18 protein-coding genes are annotated in these 16,124 nt (G+C 33.6%); 5 read left to right on the forward strand and 13 right to left on the reverse strand.

The genetic code is table 11. From position 1 onward, the window contains the following. Positions 1–15: 15 nt before the first annotated feature. The 3 genes from csaA to cbpA all read right to left on the reverse strand — a co-directional run bounded on the left by csaA (position 16) and on the right by cbpA (position 2,861). Entirely contained in the window at positions 16–345 is a 330-nt protein-coding gene (csaA, locus tag C568_RS0109080) for a chaperone CsaA (RefSeq protein ID WP_003197150.1), read from the reverse strand. A gap of 67 nt (positions 346–412) precedes the next feature. Next, entirely contained in the window at positions 413–1,750 is a 1,338-nt protein-coding gene (brnQ4, locus tag C568_RS0109085; RefSeq protein WP_029427084.1) for a branched-chain amino acid transport system II carrier protein BrnQ4, read from the reverse strand. A gap of 463 nt (positions 1,751–2,213) precedes the next feature. Further along, positions 2,214–2,861: a cyclic di-AMP binding protein CbpA gene (cbpA, locus tag C568_RS0109090; protein ID WP_003197146.1), complete on the reverse strand. Its 648-nt coding sequence runs from the start codon at positions 2,859–2,861 to the stop codon at positions 2,214–2,216. A gap of 348 nt (positions 2,862–3,209) precedes the next feature. Between cbpA and C568_RS0109095 the strand changes: the two genes are divergently transcribed. From C568_RS0109095 to C568_RS0109105, 3 genes are all read left to right on the forward strand, one after another. Further along, a complete protein-coding gene (locus C568_RS0109095; protein ID WP_003206939.1) occupies positions 3,210–4,097 on the forward strand; it encodes a hypothetical protein in 888 nt (295 codons plus the stop codon). Between the two features lie 212 nt (positions 4,098–4,309). Beyond that, positions 4,310–5,617, forward strand: a complete 1,308-nt coding sequence (locus tag C568_RS0109100; RefSeq protein ID WP_006094615.1) for a hemolysin family protein — start codon at positions 4,310–4,312, stop codon at positions 5,615–5,617. A gap of 1 nt (position 5,618) precedes the next feature. After that, positions 5,619–6,101 carry a DUF456 domain-containing protein gene (locus C568_RS0109105; RefSeq protein WP_003197140.1) on the forward strand — a complete coding sequence of 161 codons (483 nt, stop codon included), beginning with the start codon at positions 5,619–5,621 and terminating at the stop codon, positions 6,099–6,101. Positions 6,102–6,126: 25 nt separating this feature from the next. Here C568_RS0109105 and C568_RS0109110 read toward each other — a convergent pair whose 3' ends face one another. Further along, positions 6,127–6,747: an NAD(P)-dependent oxidoreductase gene (locus C568_RS0109110; protein WP_003197138.1), complete on the reverse strand. Its 621-nt coding sequence runs from the start codon at positions 6,745–6,747 to the stop codon at positions 6,127–6,129. Between the two features lie 106 nt (positions 6,748–6,853). After that, a complete protein-coding gene (locus C568_RS0109115) occupies positions 6,854–7,033 on the reverse strand; it encodes a hypothetical protein (RefSeq protein ID WP_016114600.1) in 180 nt (59 codons plus the stop codon). 187 nt (positions 7,034–7,220) lie between these two features. Here C568_RS0109115 and C568_RS0109120 point away from each other — a divergent pair, with 187 nt between their 5' ends. Next, positions 7,221–8,006, forward strand: coding sequence for an SDR family oxidoreductase (locus tag C568_RS0109120; RefSeq protein WP_018781323.1), 786 nt, complete (start codon positions 7,221–7,223; stop codon positions 8,004–8,006). A gap of 49 nt (positions 8,007–8,055) precedes the next feature. Here the strand turns inward: C568_RS0109120 and C568_RS0109125 are convergent, their stop codons facing one another. Together C568_RS0109125 and cls are read right to left on the reverse strand one after the other, a co-directional pair. Further along, positions 8,056–8,514 carry a spore coat protein gene (locus C568_RS0109125; protein ID WP_018765476.1) on the reverse strand — a complete coding sequence of 153 codons (459 nt, stop codon included), beginning with the start codon at positions 8,512–8,514 and terminating at the stop codon, positions 8,056–8,058. 32 nt (positions 8,515–8,546) lie between these two features. Beyond that, complete coding sequence (gene cls / locus C568_RS0109130; RefSeq protein WP_018781324.1) at positions 8,547–9,731, reverse strand: cardiolipin synthase; 1,185 nt, start codon at positions 9,729–9,731, stop codon at positions 8,547–8,549. A 160-nt stretch (positions 9,732–9,891) separates the two neighbouring features. Here cls and C568_RS32750 point away from each other — a divergent pair, with 160 nt between their 5' ends. Further along, on the forward strand, positions 9,892–9,978 hold the full coding sequence (locus tag C568_RS32750) for a YjcZ family sporulation protein (protein ID WP_000505094.1): 87 nt from the start codon (positions 9,892–9,894) through the stop codon (positions 9,976–9,978). Positions 9,979–10,065: 87 nt separating this feature from the next. Here the strand turns inward: C568_RS32750 and C568_RS0109140 are convergent, their stop codons facing one another. From C568_RS0109140 to C568_RS0109165, 6 genes are all read right to left on the reverse strand, one after another. Next, complete coding sequence (locus tag C568_RS0109140) at positions 10,066–10,572, reverse strand: acyl-CoA thioesterase (RefSeq protein ID WP_018781325.1); 507 nt, start codon at positions 10,570–10,572, stop codon at positions 10,066–10,068. 230 nt (positions 10,573–10,802) lie between these two features. After that, entirely contained in the window at positions 10,803–11,672 is an 870-nt protein-coding gene (locus C568_RS0109145) for a TIGR03943 family putative permease subunit (protein ID WP_003206931.1), read from the reverse strand. 3 nt (positions 11,673–11,675) lie between these two features. Beyond that, positions 11,676–12,572, reverse strand: coding sequence for a permease (locus tag C568_RS0109150; protein WP_003197125.1), 897 nt, complete (start codon positions 12,570–12,572; stop codon positions 11,676–11,678). A gap of 200 nt (positions 12,573–12,772) precedes the next feature. Then, positions 12,773–13,714, reverse strand: coding sequence for a magnesium transporter CorA family protein (locus tag C568_RS0109155; RefSeq protein WP_003197123.1), 942 nt, complete (start codon positions 13,712–13,714; stop codon positions 12,773–12,775). A 184-nt stretch (positions 13,715–13,898) separates the two neighbouring features. Then, the gene (locus tag C568_RS0109160) at positions 13,899–15,278 is read right to left on the reverse strand and encodes a putative polysaccharide biosynthesis protein (protein WP_018781326.1); all 1,380 of its coding nucleotides are present in this window, start codon (positions 15,276–15,278) and stop codon (positions 13,899–13,901) included. A gap of 95 nt (positions 15,279–15,373) precedes the next feature. Next, positions 15,374–15,976, reverse strand: coding sequence for a DedA family protein (locus C568_RS0109165; protein WP_003197119.1), 603 nt, complete (start codon positions 15,974–15,976; stop codon positions 15,374–15,376). Between the last annotated feature and the right edge of the window lie 148 nt (positions 15,977–16,124).

A 16,124-nucleotide genomic window follows, 5' to 3' on the forward strand; every position in this document is an offset into this window, starting at 1 on the left:
CAATCCTCTCCCATATTAACTAATTGGCGTTCCATTTGGAATTTCTATATCAGGTTGCAATAAGATTACATCACCATGTTCTGGGACTCCTCCTAACACAAGCACCTCTGATTTAAAGCCTGCAACACGTTTTGGTGGAAAATTCACTACGGCAACAACTTGTTTTCCAATTAACGCTTCTGGTGTATACCGCTTTGTAATTTGAGCACTGGATTGCTTCATACCAAGTTCACCAAAGTCAATTTCCAGCTTAATTGCAGGTACACGCGCTTCTTTAAACTCTTCTGCTTTTTTTATCGTTCCAATACGTAAATCTAACTGTAAAAAGTCTTCAAAATTAGCCATTTTATTCTCCCTCCCAAACTATCATTTAGACAAAACATGCAAATTCCCTCTAAAAAAAGAAAGATGCCTAAGCACCTTTCTTTTGTAACTCCCTTGATTCATTTGGTCTATATAGGAAGTAACCGATAACTCCACCAACACATGATGGCAATAACCATCCAATTCCTTCCTTATATAAAGGAAGCATTTGCAACACATTTGTTATAGCATCAAACTTAATATTTGCACTTTCTAAACCGTTAAATAGACTAATAACTAGTGCCCCTAAAATTGCACCGATATATATTGTATTTCGTTGCCCAATCCATTTATGGAAATAAGACAGAACAATTAGTACAATCGCAACAGGATAAATAATCAGTAACACAGGCAATGTTACAGCAATAAGCTGTGTTAACCCTAAGTTTGATACAAATAAACTAAACGCACATACCAATGTGACAATCATTTTATGCGATAATCTTGGGAATAAGTTTGTAAAGAATCCCGCACACGCCGATGTAAGTCCAACTGAAGTTGTTAAACATGCGAGTGTAATAACAAGGCCTAACAATACTTTTCCACTTGTTCCATATAGCTCATTTACAACTTTCGTTAAAATAAGACCTCCATTATCAGAAACGCCAAGTGATGTACTTGTCGAACCAAGATAAGCAAGTGATAAATAAATTAATGTTAAGCCTACCACAGCAATAATTCCTGATATAATTGTTATTTTTGCAATTTGTCCACTCTCTTTTATCCCTTTTGAACGAATAACTTGTACAACAACGATCCCAAATACAAGTGCACTAATAGCATCCATCGTTAAATATCCTTGAATAAATCCGCCAAAAAATGCATTTTCTTTGTATGCATCTAATGGTGCAGCAGGCGCCCCAATTGGATCAATAATCGCTTTTCCAACAATTACAGCAACAATTAATACTAATAATGGGGTAAGGAACTTTCCAAACCAATCAATTAGTTTTGATGGATTTAATGATAAATACCAAGTAACCCCAAAGAAAACTACTGTGTATAGAAACAGCATATACCACTCTGACACAAACGCTTCTGATAGAAACGGCTTCATTCCCATTTCAAATGAAACTGCCCCTGTACGCGGGATTGCAAAGAATGGTCCAATCGCTAAATAACTAATCAGTGGGAAAATAAACGCAAATATAGGATGTACTCTAGAGGATAACGCTTTCAAGTCTCCCTCTACAAAAGCTACAGCGGTTACAGCTAATAGAGGAAGTCCGACTCCTGTCACAAGGAATCCAATTGTGGCAATCCAAACATTTTCTCCTGCTTGTTGACCTAATACTGGTGGGAAAATTAAATTTCCTGCTCCTAAAAATAATGCAAACAACATCAAACCAATTGCTATCGTATCTCCTGGCCTTAATCGTCCCTTCATCTTTTTCTTGCATAGCATGTTCCCTATTGTTTTTATCTTTTTTCACAATATGCTATGCATCCTCCTCTCTGCTCATGTTGATTAATATATCGCCCCTTAAAAGGCAATGCCTTTCTCCATAATTTCTCCACTTCCCCTTTTTATTACTCTAATTTATAAATTTTGATTTTTTTGAATATTTAAATCATTAGAGTGTTAAACCATGGAGTAAACTTGTCAGACTTCTTTGCTTTTGTCACACATATAGTAACATATTTAGTTGAAAAATAAAAACATATTTTTTATATAGAATTTTTCGAAAAACAAAATAATAAGTTCTCCTTCCTCGTCTATTATTCTTTTAGGAAAATATTTTAGAAACAAATATGCAACGATTCATTTTGTTATCTCAAAATAACATTACTATTTCCTTTTTTATGTATAACGAAAAGCCATCTAAATTATACAGATGGCTTTGTATCTTCTATTCTATTGTCTCCACTTCACGTGGATTATTCATTTCTTCTACATATACAACGCGAAATCCATGGTCTTCTAAATCCTTAAGCAATGAATCTAATTCTTCTGGTTTAAATTCTTCGCCTAGTGTAAACATAATTCTGCGTACTAATAACGCATCATTATCAAATGTCATTAAACTTTGAATGCCACTATATTTTTTCAAAACTGTAGATAGTTTTTGAATCGCTCCATTATAATCTTGGGTTCCCACCATAACAGAATACCTGCTAGAATGAACACCCCATGCATCCTCTAATAACTCAAATACCTTTTTATGAGTTAAGATTCCAAGAAATGTCCCTTTCTCATCGATAACGGACAAATATGGTAGCTTCTTAATTGTAAAGAATACTTTAAAGAAAGAAGAGTCTTCTCTCACATAGCCCTCTTTATCATTTAATAATTCTGATAAATCATCTTCTAATGAACCTTTATATTCTAAAATATCTACTTTATATACATTCCCTAAAAATTTCTCTTTCTTTTCATCTAAAACTGGCACACAACGATAACCTGTTTTATTTAAATGATCCAATGCTTCACCTATTGTAAATGAAATGGAGCAATATAAAACTTCTCTTTTTGGCACATAATTTCCTTTAATCCTCATAAAAAGCCTCCTTATGTTAAAATACTTTCTGTGCCATAACTATATTATATTTTCAGAAAAAAATAAATAATTTATTTTATTTTTCTGAAATCTTTTCATATTATTGTCATTATTTGTTCATGAATGATTCATTTTTGAGAAATTTAGTAGATTATCATTCTGTACAACAAATAATATAAGCAACTTATCATACTTAAGCTAGTTACTGACTATAGCTGAAAATAAAGAGAATTACTTATAATCCTAGCCTATACCCATATGTAAAGAAAAAGATATTGTAACTTTAGCAAAAAAGCGCTAAAATAAGAATAAGAATTTTCTGAATTTTCAAAGAGCAGGTGAACCTTTATGTCTTCATTATTTCGTTCTTACACATATCGCTTTTTTGTAGGATTCCTTATTATTCTTATCATAAGCCCCATTCCCGCCTTATTATTAACTCATGAGTCTTCTTATTTGAAAGGTTTACTTGGGATTTTTCATAATCTCGCTCATTTTCCATCCATTTTCATCCCGATGATTGATTGGATGCATGAATCCATTCTTTTTTCATCACAACCTATTATAAATTCAACCACAACTTTACATGCTCCAGGACAATCTACACTTCTATTCCCTTATATGTGGGAAGTATACTTTTTATCAATCGTGCGTTTTACATTCACACTCGCAATTGGTTTTTCAATTAGCTTAACAATGGGACGTTTATTCTTAAAGGCACCAAAACAACTAAAAAAATATACTTCAATATTGCGCTGGATTCCATACTCATTCAGTACTGCTTTATTACAATGTTCTATTGTTTTAATTTCTTTATACATCGCAAAGTACATAACAATTCCATTCCTTTCCTCTCTCATCATCATAAGTAGTACATCAATGATTATTGTTATACAGGCAATTAAAAAATGGATTCCGTTTTTAAATAAAACTGCAGAACATGATTTACGTGATTCAACTTTTCTCATTAATACGTTATTTATGGCAATTGTTTCAAATCATAAATCTATTTTAAGCTCCATTATTCTGTCATTTTTTTATATGGAATGTATTTTTCATACGAAAGGATTACTACAATTTATTATTCAATTTGGAGGAAGTTCCCCGACCGTTGTCACAATTGGACTGCTACTCATTTATATTCCATACATCATTCTTTCCTTTCTTCAATCCGTGTGGACAACAAACCAGTCTAAACATCAAACTTACACTATCACAAAAACACTGATAAAGTAATTCAGCTTCATGCTATCTCCCTCCTTTTAAAAATGGAGGGTTATTCCCCTTTCATTCAGGGTAAAATACCAACAAATTCATGTATGGTTAGAAAAACATTCCAATATTTACTCATTTCCTTTGACTATTATTTTCATTTCGATTTATTATAAAAGTATAACATACTTGCAGGAGGTGACATCTTTATTCCAACTTCGGAGTAGAGAACACACTTGGACATATTAAATATTTTTCTCATTTTTGTACTTATTCTCATTTCTGGCTTTTTCGTCGCATCTGAATTTGCGGTTGTAAAAGTACGAAAAAGTAGAATTGATCAGCTTGCAAATGAAGGAAATAAGCAAGCATTAGCTGCCAGAAGCGTTGTTTCTAACTTAGATGTATACTTATCAGCCTGTCAGCTTGGTATTACTATCACGTCTTTAGGCCTTGGTTGGCTTGGTGAACCAACTGTTGAACACTTACTACGACCACTATTTGAAAAAATAAATATTACTGGAGCAATGGCTAATACGCTATCGTTTATCATTGCATTTAGTGTCATCACTTTTTTCCATGTTGTATTGGGGGAACTTGTTCCAAAATCTTTTGCAATTCAAAAAGCGGAGGCTATTACATTAAAATTTGCCAAACCACTCATTTGGTTTGATAAAATCATGTATCCTTTCATTTGGTCACTTAATAGTACAGCCGTATTCTTTACAAAACTATTCGGCTTAGAACCAGCAAAAGAAAATGAACTTGCTCACTCAGAAGAAGAATTACGACTTATTTTAGGTGAAAGCTTTAAAAGTGGTGAAATTAATCAAACTGAATACAAATATGTAAACAATATTTTCGAATTTGATGATCGTGTTGCCAAAGAAATTATGGTACCTCGCACAGAAATGGTTTGTTTATCTACCGAAAATACATTAGAAGAAAATATGGATATCGTGGCATCTGAAAAATATACACGTTATCCGATTATTGAAAAAGATAAAGATGATATTATCGGGATGCTAAACACAAAAGAAATTTTTCACGACCAAACGAAGGGGATTCAAAAACCTTTAGAAGCGTATATACATCCGGTCTTAACTGTATTTGAAACAGTACCAATCCGTAAAACATTAATTCATCTTCAAAAGAATCGTGTGCAAATGGCAATTGTAGTGGATGAATACGGCGGGACAGCTGGCCTATTAACAATGGAAGATATTATTGAAGAAATTATTGGTGAAATTCAAGATGAATTTGATGCAGATGAATCGCCAATGATTGAAAAACGCACACCAAAACTCACTGTACTGGATGGAAAAGTACTCATTTCAGAAGTAAATGATATATTTGGTTTACATATCGATGATAGTGATTTAGATACAATTGGGGGCTGGCTTCTATCTCAGGCAATTGATTTAAATATTGAAGTTGGCTATTCAATTGAATATGCTGGTTTCCAATTCAAAGCATTAGAACTTGATGGGCATCAAATTAAGAAAGTTGCTGTACATAAACTAGATAGTAAAAAGGAGATATAAAGTGACCGTTTTATTAACACTTTGTATAATTGCTTGTTTTATCGTATCGTTTATTGCGTTTATCTATCCGATTATCCCTGGCATACTTGCACTGTGGGCTGGATATCTCATTTATCATTTTGGCATAAATGGTGGGGAGCTAACAATAAGTTTTTGGATCCTTCAAATCATTTTTACCATCATTATTTTCGTTGCTGATTTTATCGCAAATGGATACTTCTTAAAGAAATATGGAAGTACCAAATGGGGTGAACGTGTGGGAATGGTTTCTATTATTATCGGCTCCTTTTTCTTCCCACCATTTGGTCTCATTATCATTCCATTTCTGTCTGTTTTCGTGACAGAAATAATGCATAAAAAGACACCACAAGAAGCGTTTATGGTCGGAATTGCTACAGTCGTCGGCTTCTTAAGCAGTACAGTAGCAAAAGCAATTTTACAAATTATTATGATTATCATTTTTGTATGTTACATTCTTTTTTAACCATCCCTTTTCAGGGATGGTTTTTTTAATAAGCAATGCCTACACGGCTATTTTCATATACTTTTTCATTTATTAGAGACCACGTAAAACGAGCTGTATCTCCTACCGTAATTTTTGATCCATCCAGTGGTAACATATCCGTCTCCGTCCGGTATATACCCGTTTCTTCACCATCAATTAAATGTGTAGGACAAACAATTGTCCAGCATAGCCCACTATTTTTTAAAGCTACATAAGCAGCTAAATGATCTTCTGCAGCCGTTGTGGTTTTTCTTTTTGATTCTTCCGATTGAAATCGATATATCTTCTGATTTGTCCGCGCCTGTAAAATGCCTGCTGTTCCTATCGTAATAATCCTTTTTACTCCCTCTTTCCCCATATGTTTTATAATGCTAGGTATACTATTCGATAATGTTCTATTTCCATCTGTTCCAAGAGCGCTTAAAACGAGCTCAGCGTCCTTTAAAGCTTTCTTCACATCATTTCCCTGTAATACATCCCCTTCTACGATATGTAGCTTATCATGTCTCATCATAAGCTTATTTTGATCACGAACTAATACTGTGATATCATGTGAATCTTGTAATGCTAGTTTCATTAACTGTGACCCAACTCTTCCAGTTGCACCAAATATACATATTTTCATCTTCGTACTCCTTACTTACTATTTTTCTCTATTCTTTCTCAAAAACGATAAATATGCAACTAAAAAAGCTTCCCCAACACGTGAGAAAGCCCTACCATTCAAAATATTATTTTTTTTCCTTTGAATCTGAAGAATTACTATCCTTGCTCGTTTCTTGATCTTTCTTTTCATCTTGCTGTGATGTTTTGTCCTCATCCTTCTTTTTGTCCTCACCTTTACTACAACCTACCATAAATAAAGAGCTCGCAAGTGCCATAGCAGTTAAAGATTTAACCCATTTATTCATTTGCTTATCCCCCTTTTGATAGAATATGTACAATCTCATATTACTTCTCTTTTTTGAAGATAATATGAGAAAAGAGTAAAGATACGGTAAATTTCTGTAAATTTTCTGATAAGAGAGGCGTTTGTTTTTTATTTTGGATCTTTTTCACTTATAATAAAAATAATATAACAAAGAAAGGTTGATATATATGGAACTTGGATTAGCTGGAAAAACTGCTCTAGTTGTTGCTTCTAGTCAAGGTTTAGGAAAAGCGATTGCTACGGAACTTGTAAAAGAAGGAACAAATGTTATGCTACTTAGTCGTAATGAAGAAAAGCTAGCATCTTTACAAAAAGAATTGATCGCTCTTAATAAAGGCACTGCCATGTATACAGTTTGTGATGTTACAAACAAAGAAAACATGAAACAAGCGGTAGAATATACTGTACAAACCTTTGGCACAATTGATATTTTAGTAAACAATGCCGGCGGCCCTAAGCCTGGTACATTTGAACAATTAACAGACGAAGATTGGTACAATTCATTTGAGCTTAATTTATTAAGTTACGTTCGTATGATTCGTGAAGTACTTCCATATATGAAAGAGCAAGGCGGCAAAATTATTAACATTGCTTCGTCTTCTATTAAAGAGCCCATTCCCGGATTACTATTATCGAATACATTCCGCGTCGGCATTACAGGCTTAGCAAAAACGTTAGCATCTGAGCTTGCTCCATATAACATTTTAATTAATACGATTGCTCCTGGACGTATTGCTACAGACCGCATCGCTTCTCTCGATGAAACAGCTGCCGAAAAGCGCGGAATTACAGTAGAAGACGTTCAAAAACAATATGAAGCAATTATCCCACTTGGAAGATATGGTCGTCCTAGTGAATTCGCTAAATTTGCTACATTCCTTGTATCCGATGCAAATACTTATATGACTGGGCAATCATTCCTTGTTGATGGTGGAATGGTAAAAAGCTTATAATTCTTTTCAAAAAAACAAGACAGCTTATATGCCGTCTTGTTTTTTTATTCTATGCAAATCTTTCGTCTTCATATATATTCTCTATTGTATATTCTTTTTTCACAACATATTGCCATACACTATATGCATAACGATTCATTTTAACAAAGCAGTTTTCCAAAAATGATCGAAATTCCGGATTTGCAACTTCTACAGCAACTTGGGCGAATCTGAGTGCTAATCTTTTTAAATTCGAAATATAGGAAATAGCAAGTTCAATGTCACCCTGACTTGTATTCTTCATCGGTATATCATTTTGTATAAGGGGGGACTTCAGTTGTTCACAAATCATATGCTGTATATTTTCACCTTCTTGAAAGTTCACTTGTTCATTGTAAGCTTGCAAAATATAGGGCAAATGTTGTTTTAATATATCCTTTAACTCTTCACCTTCCACCCTATTCATATACTCACCAATCATATGAATCATTTCATAACTACACTTCATTAACTCTTCCATACATCTCATATCATAGCTCCCCCTTCCCTCTAAATATATGCCTATAAATAGGATGCCAGAACATTTGCTACCTTTGCTAGAAACCAATCCCAGCTATTTATTTTGTCAAAATCTTTATCAGTTAAGCGTTTAGAATCATGAAAATCCTCTTGTAGTCGTTTCCATACCTCAGCTACAACTGCTTTATCATATATAAAACAGTCCGACTCTGTATTTATGTAAAAACTACGATTATCAAAATTAGCTGTTCCTACATCAACACTTATATCATCAATTATTGTCACCTTTCCATGAAAAAAACCATTCCGGTATTGATAGACTTCCGCACCGGCATCCAGCATCTTTTTTAAATGCGGATAAGCAGCTTGTTTTAGTAACAGAGCGTCACTTTTAAAAGGAACAAGAATCTTTACCGTCACGCCACGCCGCAATGCTTCTTGTAAACCATCCATCATTTCCTTACTTGGTACAAAATACGGCGTTGCAATGATTAATGATTTTTTAGCTCCTTTTAATAATGCACCGTATTCCTGCCATAACCCTTTCCCATCTGAAAATACATATTGATACTTTGCATTTCCTTGCTGAGATGGTCCTTTGTACAAAGAAAGTTTTTCACCAGTATCCGCATACCAATCTTCTGCAAATTTCTGTTCCATATCAGTCGCTCCATCTCCTTCAATACGCAACTGATAATCACGCCATTTCCCAAATTTAGGATCCTTACCGAGATACTCCTTTCCAATGTTAAAACCACCAATGTAAGATATCTTTCCATCTATCACCGCAATACGCCGGTGGTTACGTTGATGCAATGAATAAAACAAATTCTTTAATTTAGGCTTTTTACTAAAAGTAAACTTAACACCCTTTTCTTTTAACTGCTGAATCACTTGTTTCTTCATTTTATAGCCACCTATACGGTCTACTGATAATTTCACATCCACACCGCTCGATGCTTTCTTCTCTAATAATTGTAAAAAATTACGACTCACTTCATCTTTACCAACAATATAAAAATGAATATAGACATACTTTTCTGAACGATTTATATCATCAAACAAATTTTGATACAAATCTGTTCCGTTTGTATATAATTGGAAATTACCGTATCGAATTTGTGATATTTCAAGCCCACTAGTCATTTTCTTCCCCATCTCTAAATCGATGTTCATCCATATGAATATCCCTATGATCCATAACAAAATGGATACACATTTTTTCATGGATAAAACCCTTTCTTCAAAAACAGTTATTCCTATATCTTTCCTTTTTTTCACGTTAACATACAAGAAAAATCTATATTTTCGTGATATATGTCCCTGTCAAACAAGAGTGAATTTGCATATTGTATGTTGTATCTTAAAATAAAAGGAGGAAATAACAATGGGCTTCGCACATGGAAATGGATTCGCGTTACTTGTCGTACTATTTATCCTCTTAATTATCGTCGGTGCTGCTTGCTTTTGCTAGTTAGCCACCCGAAAGAGCGATATGCAGATGAAAAAACTATAAAAGCGGACACCTAAATTTAGGTGTCCGCTTTTCATTTCAAATTACTTATAAAGTTAATAACGTTGCAATTTTCTTACTTTCTGCTTTTCGAATATGACGTTGTTGCGCACGTAAAACAGCAATTTCATGTAGTTTTTTTTCTCCCTCTGTTTCGGGAATTACATGCGGAACAGGCACTGGATTATTTTCTTTCCCAAGTGCTACAAATGTAACAAAAGATGTTGCTGCAATTCGTTTTTCACCAGAAATTAAATCTTCCGCTACTACCTTTACAAACACTTCCATCGACGTTCTCCCTGTCCAAATGACAAACGATTCATAGCTCACACAATCAGTTGAACGAACTGGATGTAAAAAATCTACCCAGTCCATTGATGCCGTTACACATTCCATTCGTGAATGTCTCGTTGCTGAGATAGATGCAATCATATCCATTTCAGCTAATATTTTACCTCCAAATAATGTGTTATGATCATTTAAATCTGTTGGAAAGACACGACTTGTTTTAAAAACTCTTGATTCATTAACTGTTTTCCCATTTGTTTCTTCCATTTCCTTCACCTCTTTAATTCATTCATAAACCTTTCATAACATGAAAACGAAATAAATACTCCCTAAATTCTCCTAGTCCCATGCATCCTATATATTAATTAATATGAAAACATTGGAACTACCCTATGCTTTTTTGTTCATCTTGTATATAAAAATTACACTAGGTGAACTATATATTATATATTAGCAATTTTCATAAATTTATGTCTATAAAAAAGAACCGATTATAATCAATCGGCTCCTCTAAATACATATTGTTCTTTCGGCTGTTCAACTTTATTCCATTTTGTTACTTCCAAAACAGGAATATTTGCATGGAATGGTTGATAAAATTCAGTTGAAATTTCACCTTCCACTTCAATCCAATCATCATTCTTCCACTCTACTCCATCTGGCTTTTTCACTAACATCCCGTATACACCTGAATCGGCTACACAATGAATAATACCAAAGCGGAATAAGAAATATTGTTCTTTCTTTGAAGAATCATCGCGGAAAACAAATCCTTTAAACGAAAGTGTCTTACCTGTAAATTCACCAGGATAATTATAAATTGTTTCCATACCTTTTAAGAAGTCTTCATCCTTCAAGGCAATATTATCTTTTGTGACGTATTCTTTTTTTCCTTTTTCCATCACACCACGATACCCTTCTTTTCCATAGTAAATACTCGTATCGGGTCTTAAAAACTGCCTTGTAATAAATGGATCTGTACTCTCTGCTTGCGCAACAGGGAAATGAAATCCTTTCGCTTTAACAATATCTGAATCTAACGTCGCAATTGGAAAGAATAGTCCTGAAATAATAGGGAAACAAAATAATGTATACGCAAAAGTTCGTTTCCACCATGTGTTTTCATCTTTTGAATGATCATGTCCACAATGACTATGATCACAACCACAACTGTGCTGATCTTTTTCCTTTTTGTGTTCCTTTTGGAAAACAACAATGATTTGAATAAGTGTTAAAAACCCTAAAATAATTGCAGCTGTTTTTGATAAATATGCGTACTTCATATTTATATACTTTGTTATATTACCTGAAATATGAAGCTGCGCAATTAAGATTGTAAATCCGAGTAAAATATATGCTCGAAACATAACCTACCACCCCATCGCATAAATGAGTAGTGAGCTTGCATAAACCACAAGTGTAACTGTAGCTATCACAACAATTACAAATTTTGTTTTAAATGTCGCAAGCATCATAAACATATTTTTAATATCCACCATCGGTCCATAAACGAGGAACGCGACAAGTGATGCTGTTGAAAATGTACTTTGGAACGAAGATGCAATAAAAGCATCCGCTTCTGAACATAGTGATAAAATATACGCAAGTCCCATCATAACAGCTGATGAAGAGAACGGTCCTTGCCCTATAGAAAGTAGTGTTGAAGTTTGTACAAATGTTTGAACTGCAGCAGCAATTAATGCTCCCATTACTAAGTATTTCCCCATTGAGAAAAACTCTTCAACCGCATGTGTACATACGTCCCACATCTTTTTACGCAAAGGACGCTTATGATCCACCTCTGGGAAATGTTCATCACGTAGTTGATGATCTTTAAACATAAACGATAATATAAGTCCAACGATAATAGCTACAATAATGGCTACAATGGAACGATACCACACCATATGCATACTACTTCCAAACGCAACATATGTTGCAAATAATACAACCGGATTAATAATTGGCCCCGTTAACATAAATGCAATTCCAGCATACGGCGGAACACCTTTCCCAATTAAACGTCTTACAATTGGAACGATTCCACATTCACACCCTGGAAACATCATGCCAAGAAAAGTAGCTAATAATACAGACAGAAATCGATTTTTGGGCATCCATTTTGCCACCATATCCTCTGTCACAAACATTTGAATGAATCCTGAAATAAATACACCAATTAGCACAAATGGTAGTGCTTCAATTAAAATTGAGATAAAAATCGTATTCATTTGCAGGAATGCTTTCGGTAACTGAAACAATTCCATGATGTATTTCCTCCATCTTTTCATTAACAATATGTAATTTTAACCTCAATTTATTATTTGAACAAGCCCTTTTCAAATCTACAAATCATGGAAATAAGTTTTTCATCAATACACATATTGTATATAAGAAACGTTTTATTACGACAAAAAAGCTGCTCTAGCGCAGTTTGATAACTATGCTAGAACAGCTTTCATATGATTTAAAAATAACGTTTCTTCCAAAAAATAAAGGCCATTACGCAAGATAATATTGCGGATATAATCATAGCCATTAAAAAACCATGCGGATTTTCACTTAAAGGAACTGGAACATTCATTCCAAAAAAACTGGAAACCATTGTTGGCACTGATAATATGATTGTCATAGAAGTTAAAAACTTCATAACACTGTTTAAATTATTAGAAATAACCGAACTAAACGTATTCATCATACCACTTAAAATATTACTATATATTTCAGCCATTTCAATGGCCTGTTTATTTTCAATTAATACATCTTCTAGTAAATCTTGATCATCTTCATACATTTTAATAAACGTATTATTGCGCATTAACTTTTGAATAACAATTTTGTTTGCTTTTAAAGATGTTGTAAAATACACTAAACTCTTTTCAAGACCTAATAATGTAAAGATTTCTTTATTTTTCATCGACTTATTTAACTCGTGCTCTAGGTCGATTGTTTTTCGGTTAATTTGTTTTAAGTATCGTAAATAATAAGTAGAAATCGTATATAAGAGCTGCAATGCAAAACGAGTCTTTTTAAAAGTATAAAATTCTTTAATACGCTGATTAATAAATCGCTCGAAAATGGGATTTTCTTCTAAACAGATTGTAACGAAACATTCCGGCATTACAATCATACCAATTGGAATCGTGTCGTATATTGAATTTCCTTCTTCATCATGCCTTACTGTTGGAATATCAACGATAATTAATGCATTGTCATCTTCTTTTTCAATCCGAGATCGTTCTTCATCATCCAAAGGGTCTTTAATAAAATCCAATTCTACATTCAATGTTTGCACTAGAAATTGAATTTCTTCCTCTGTTGGATGGAGTACATTAATCCAACAACCTTTTTGAATTTCCTCTATTTCTTGTAGTTTTCCGTTTCGGTCTGTTAAATAAATATTTAACATACTATCACCCCGATTCTTTTTACATGTGGGAATCTACCTCACTTAAACAACAGTTTTTGAACCGCTATTTTCAGCATATGAAACAAACGTTTAAATTTCAATAGAAAATTATTTTGAAAACGCTTTTCTTCATAATTTCTTTCAAAATAGAAAAAGACAGAGATTGCTCTGTCTTTTCAAAAGCTCATGTTGCCTTTATAACATATTTAGACAGCATCCACAAGTTAAATGAAACTGAAACTGTGTAGCCTGCATATGTTGAGATAATAAAACTGGTGTAGTCAAAGTACGGCAATAATATAATATTTAGTACAATCTTTATTATAATTCCTAAGGTTAAACCTAGAACTGTTTTTTTTTGCTGATCAATCCCTTGTAACATCGCAGCAGTAACTGTAAACAATGAAAATAATATACACGCTGGTGCATAGTACCGTAAAATAACACTTCCTAAACTTGGATCATTTCCTACTCCAAATAAAAGAGTGTATATAGGTTGGGCTAATATAATCATTCCAATTGCTGCGGGAATTGTAATCCCTACAACAAGTAAATTCGTTTTCGTGAAATGCTTATATAATAATTGTTCATTTCCAACTGTATAAGCTTTCGTCATTTCAGGAACGAGAGACATACTAAAAGCTGTTGCAACGGATACAGGAATAAGTACAACCATTTGGACAAGCCCAATTATTGCATTTATTTTTTCTGCTTCAACTTGTACGTAACCTATCTCTATTAAAAGTTTATTGATTGTAAATGTATCAATTGTTTGATACAACGGAATCGCTAACCCAACAGCAACAAATGGAATTGAATACGTAAATAGCTCTTTGTATAAAGCAAAAAAGGACTTCGTTGTCTGTGGGATACTGGCAATCTCTTTCCGTTTTAAATATTTCCGCCTTCTCATATAAAACCCTATCAAAACAGTCAATCCTGCCGCTGCCCCCATAAATGCACCAAAAGTTGAAACTCCAACCGCTAACGAAACAGACGCTTTCAAAATATGCAAAACAACAAAGCTTCCTATTAAGATTGTTAAGACACGAAAAAACTGTTCCACAACTACACTAGATGCTGACGGTCCCATAGATTGAAATCCTTGAAAAAAACCGCGCAATAAACTCATTACTGGTACAATCAATAATGCAAAACTAACAATTTGAATATTATACGTCACAGCAGTCATACTATTACCAGTTTGATCACTTCCGTCGATCACTAGCTTTGCAAGATATGGAGCTAACATATAAAGAACTAGAAATGAAACAATTCCCATAAAAACCATAAAAAACAGTCCACTTTTTAGCACCCGTTTTACTGTATGATAATCATTTAACTCATCGTATTTTGAAACCATTTTAGAAACAGCAAGTGGCAATCCCATCGTTGCAATGCTCAGCATAATTGTATATGGCCGATATGCATATGTATATAATATGTATCCACTAGTACCAACCATCGCTGTAAATGGGATAACATATATAAATCCAAGCATTTTAGATATCATCGTTGCCATCGTTAAAAATAATGTTCCACGTAAAAACGGTGATCCTTTCATTTCATTCCCCCGCTACGCTTTATTACTACACATTATGGACAACTTCTTTATTTTAGAACTGAAACGTATAAAAAAAGCCAATGAAATCATTGGCTTTAACGAACTGTTTTTCTTTTTTTCAATACCTTTAAACCGAAATAAAGAGCAATAAAGAGCACTGCCCCAATAATTATGTAATGCGTATAATCAGCTGCATATTCTTTAATATGCCGCCAATTCCCACCTAGTTTTTCTCCTAAATAAATAAAGAGAATTGACCATGGAATAATCGCAACTACTGTATATAGTGTAAAAAGTTTTAAAGGCATTTTCGCTAATCCTGCTGGTATTGAAATCGCATGGCGTACAATTGGGATGAAACGAGCAGAGAAGATTACCCCCGCACCATAACGTTTAAACCAACTTTCGGCTACATCTAAATGATGCTTGTTAATCAATAAATATTTACCATATTTTTCAACTACCGGACGCCCTCCGTAATATCCTAACCAGTATAAAAAGATTTGTGCTAATGTACCGCCAATTGTACCGGCGATTACTGCCCCAATAAAACTTATTTTATCTTGCGCAACTAAAAAACCAGCATAAGAAAGGACAATCTCACTCGGAATAATTTCAATCATTAGCCCTAAAGCAACTCCAAAGTATCCTAAACTTGCGAAAAATTGCAATAACTGCTCTATTAAATTTGCTAACATTTGCTTTTCTATCTCCTTTTCTGCTTACATACCTTCTTATTATCCCACAAAGATTTATGCATGCCAATATATTCCTCATTCTTTACCCAAAATATGTACAATTCATTATAAATATACCAGGCACGAATAGAAAGAAAAAGAGATTTAT

Source organism: Bacillus sp. 95MFCvi2.1, assembly GCF_000374965.1.
GTDB classification, from domain to species: domain Bacteria; phylum Bacillota; class Bacilli; order Bacillales; family Bacillaceae_G; genus Bacillus_A; species Bacillus_A pseudomycoides.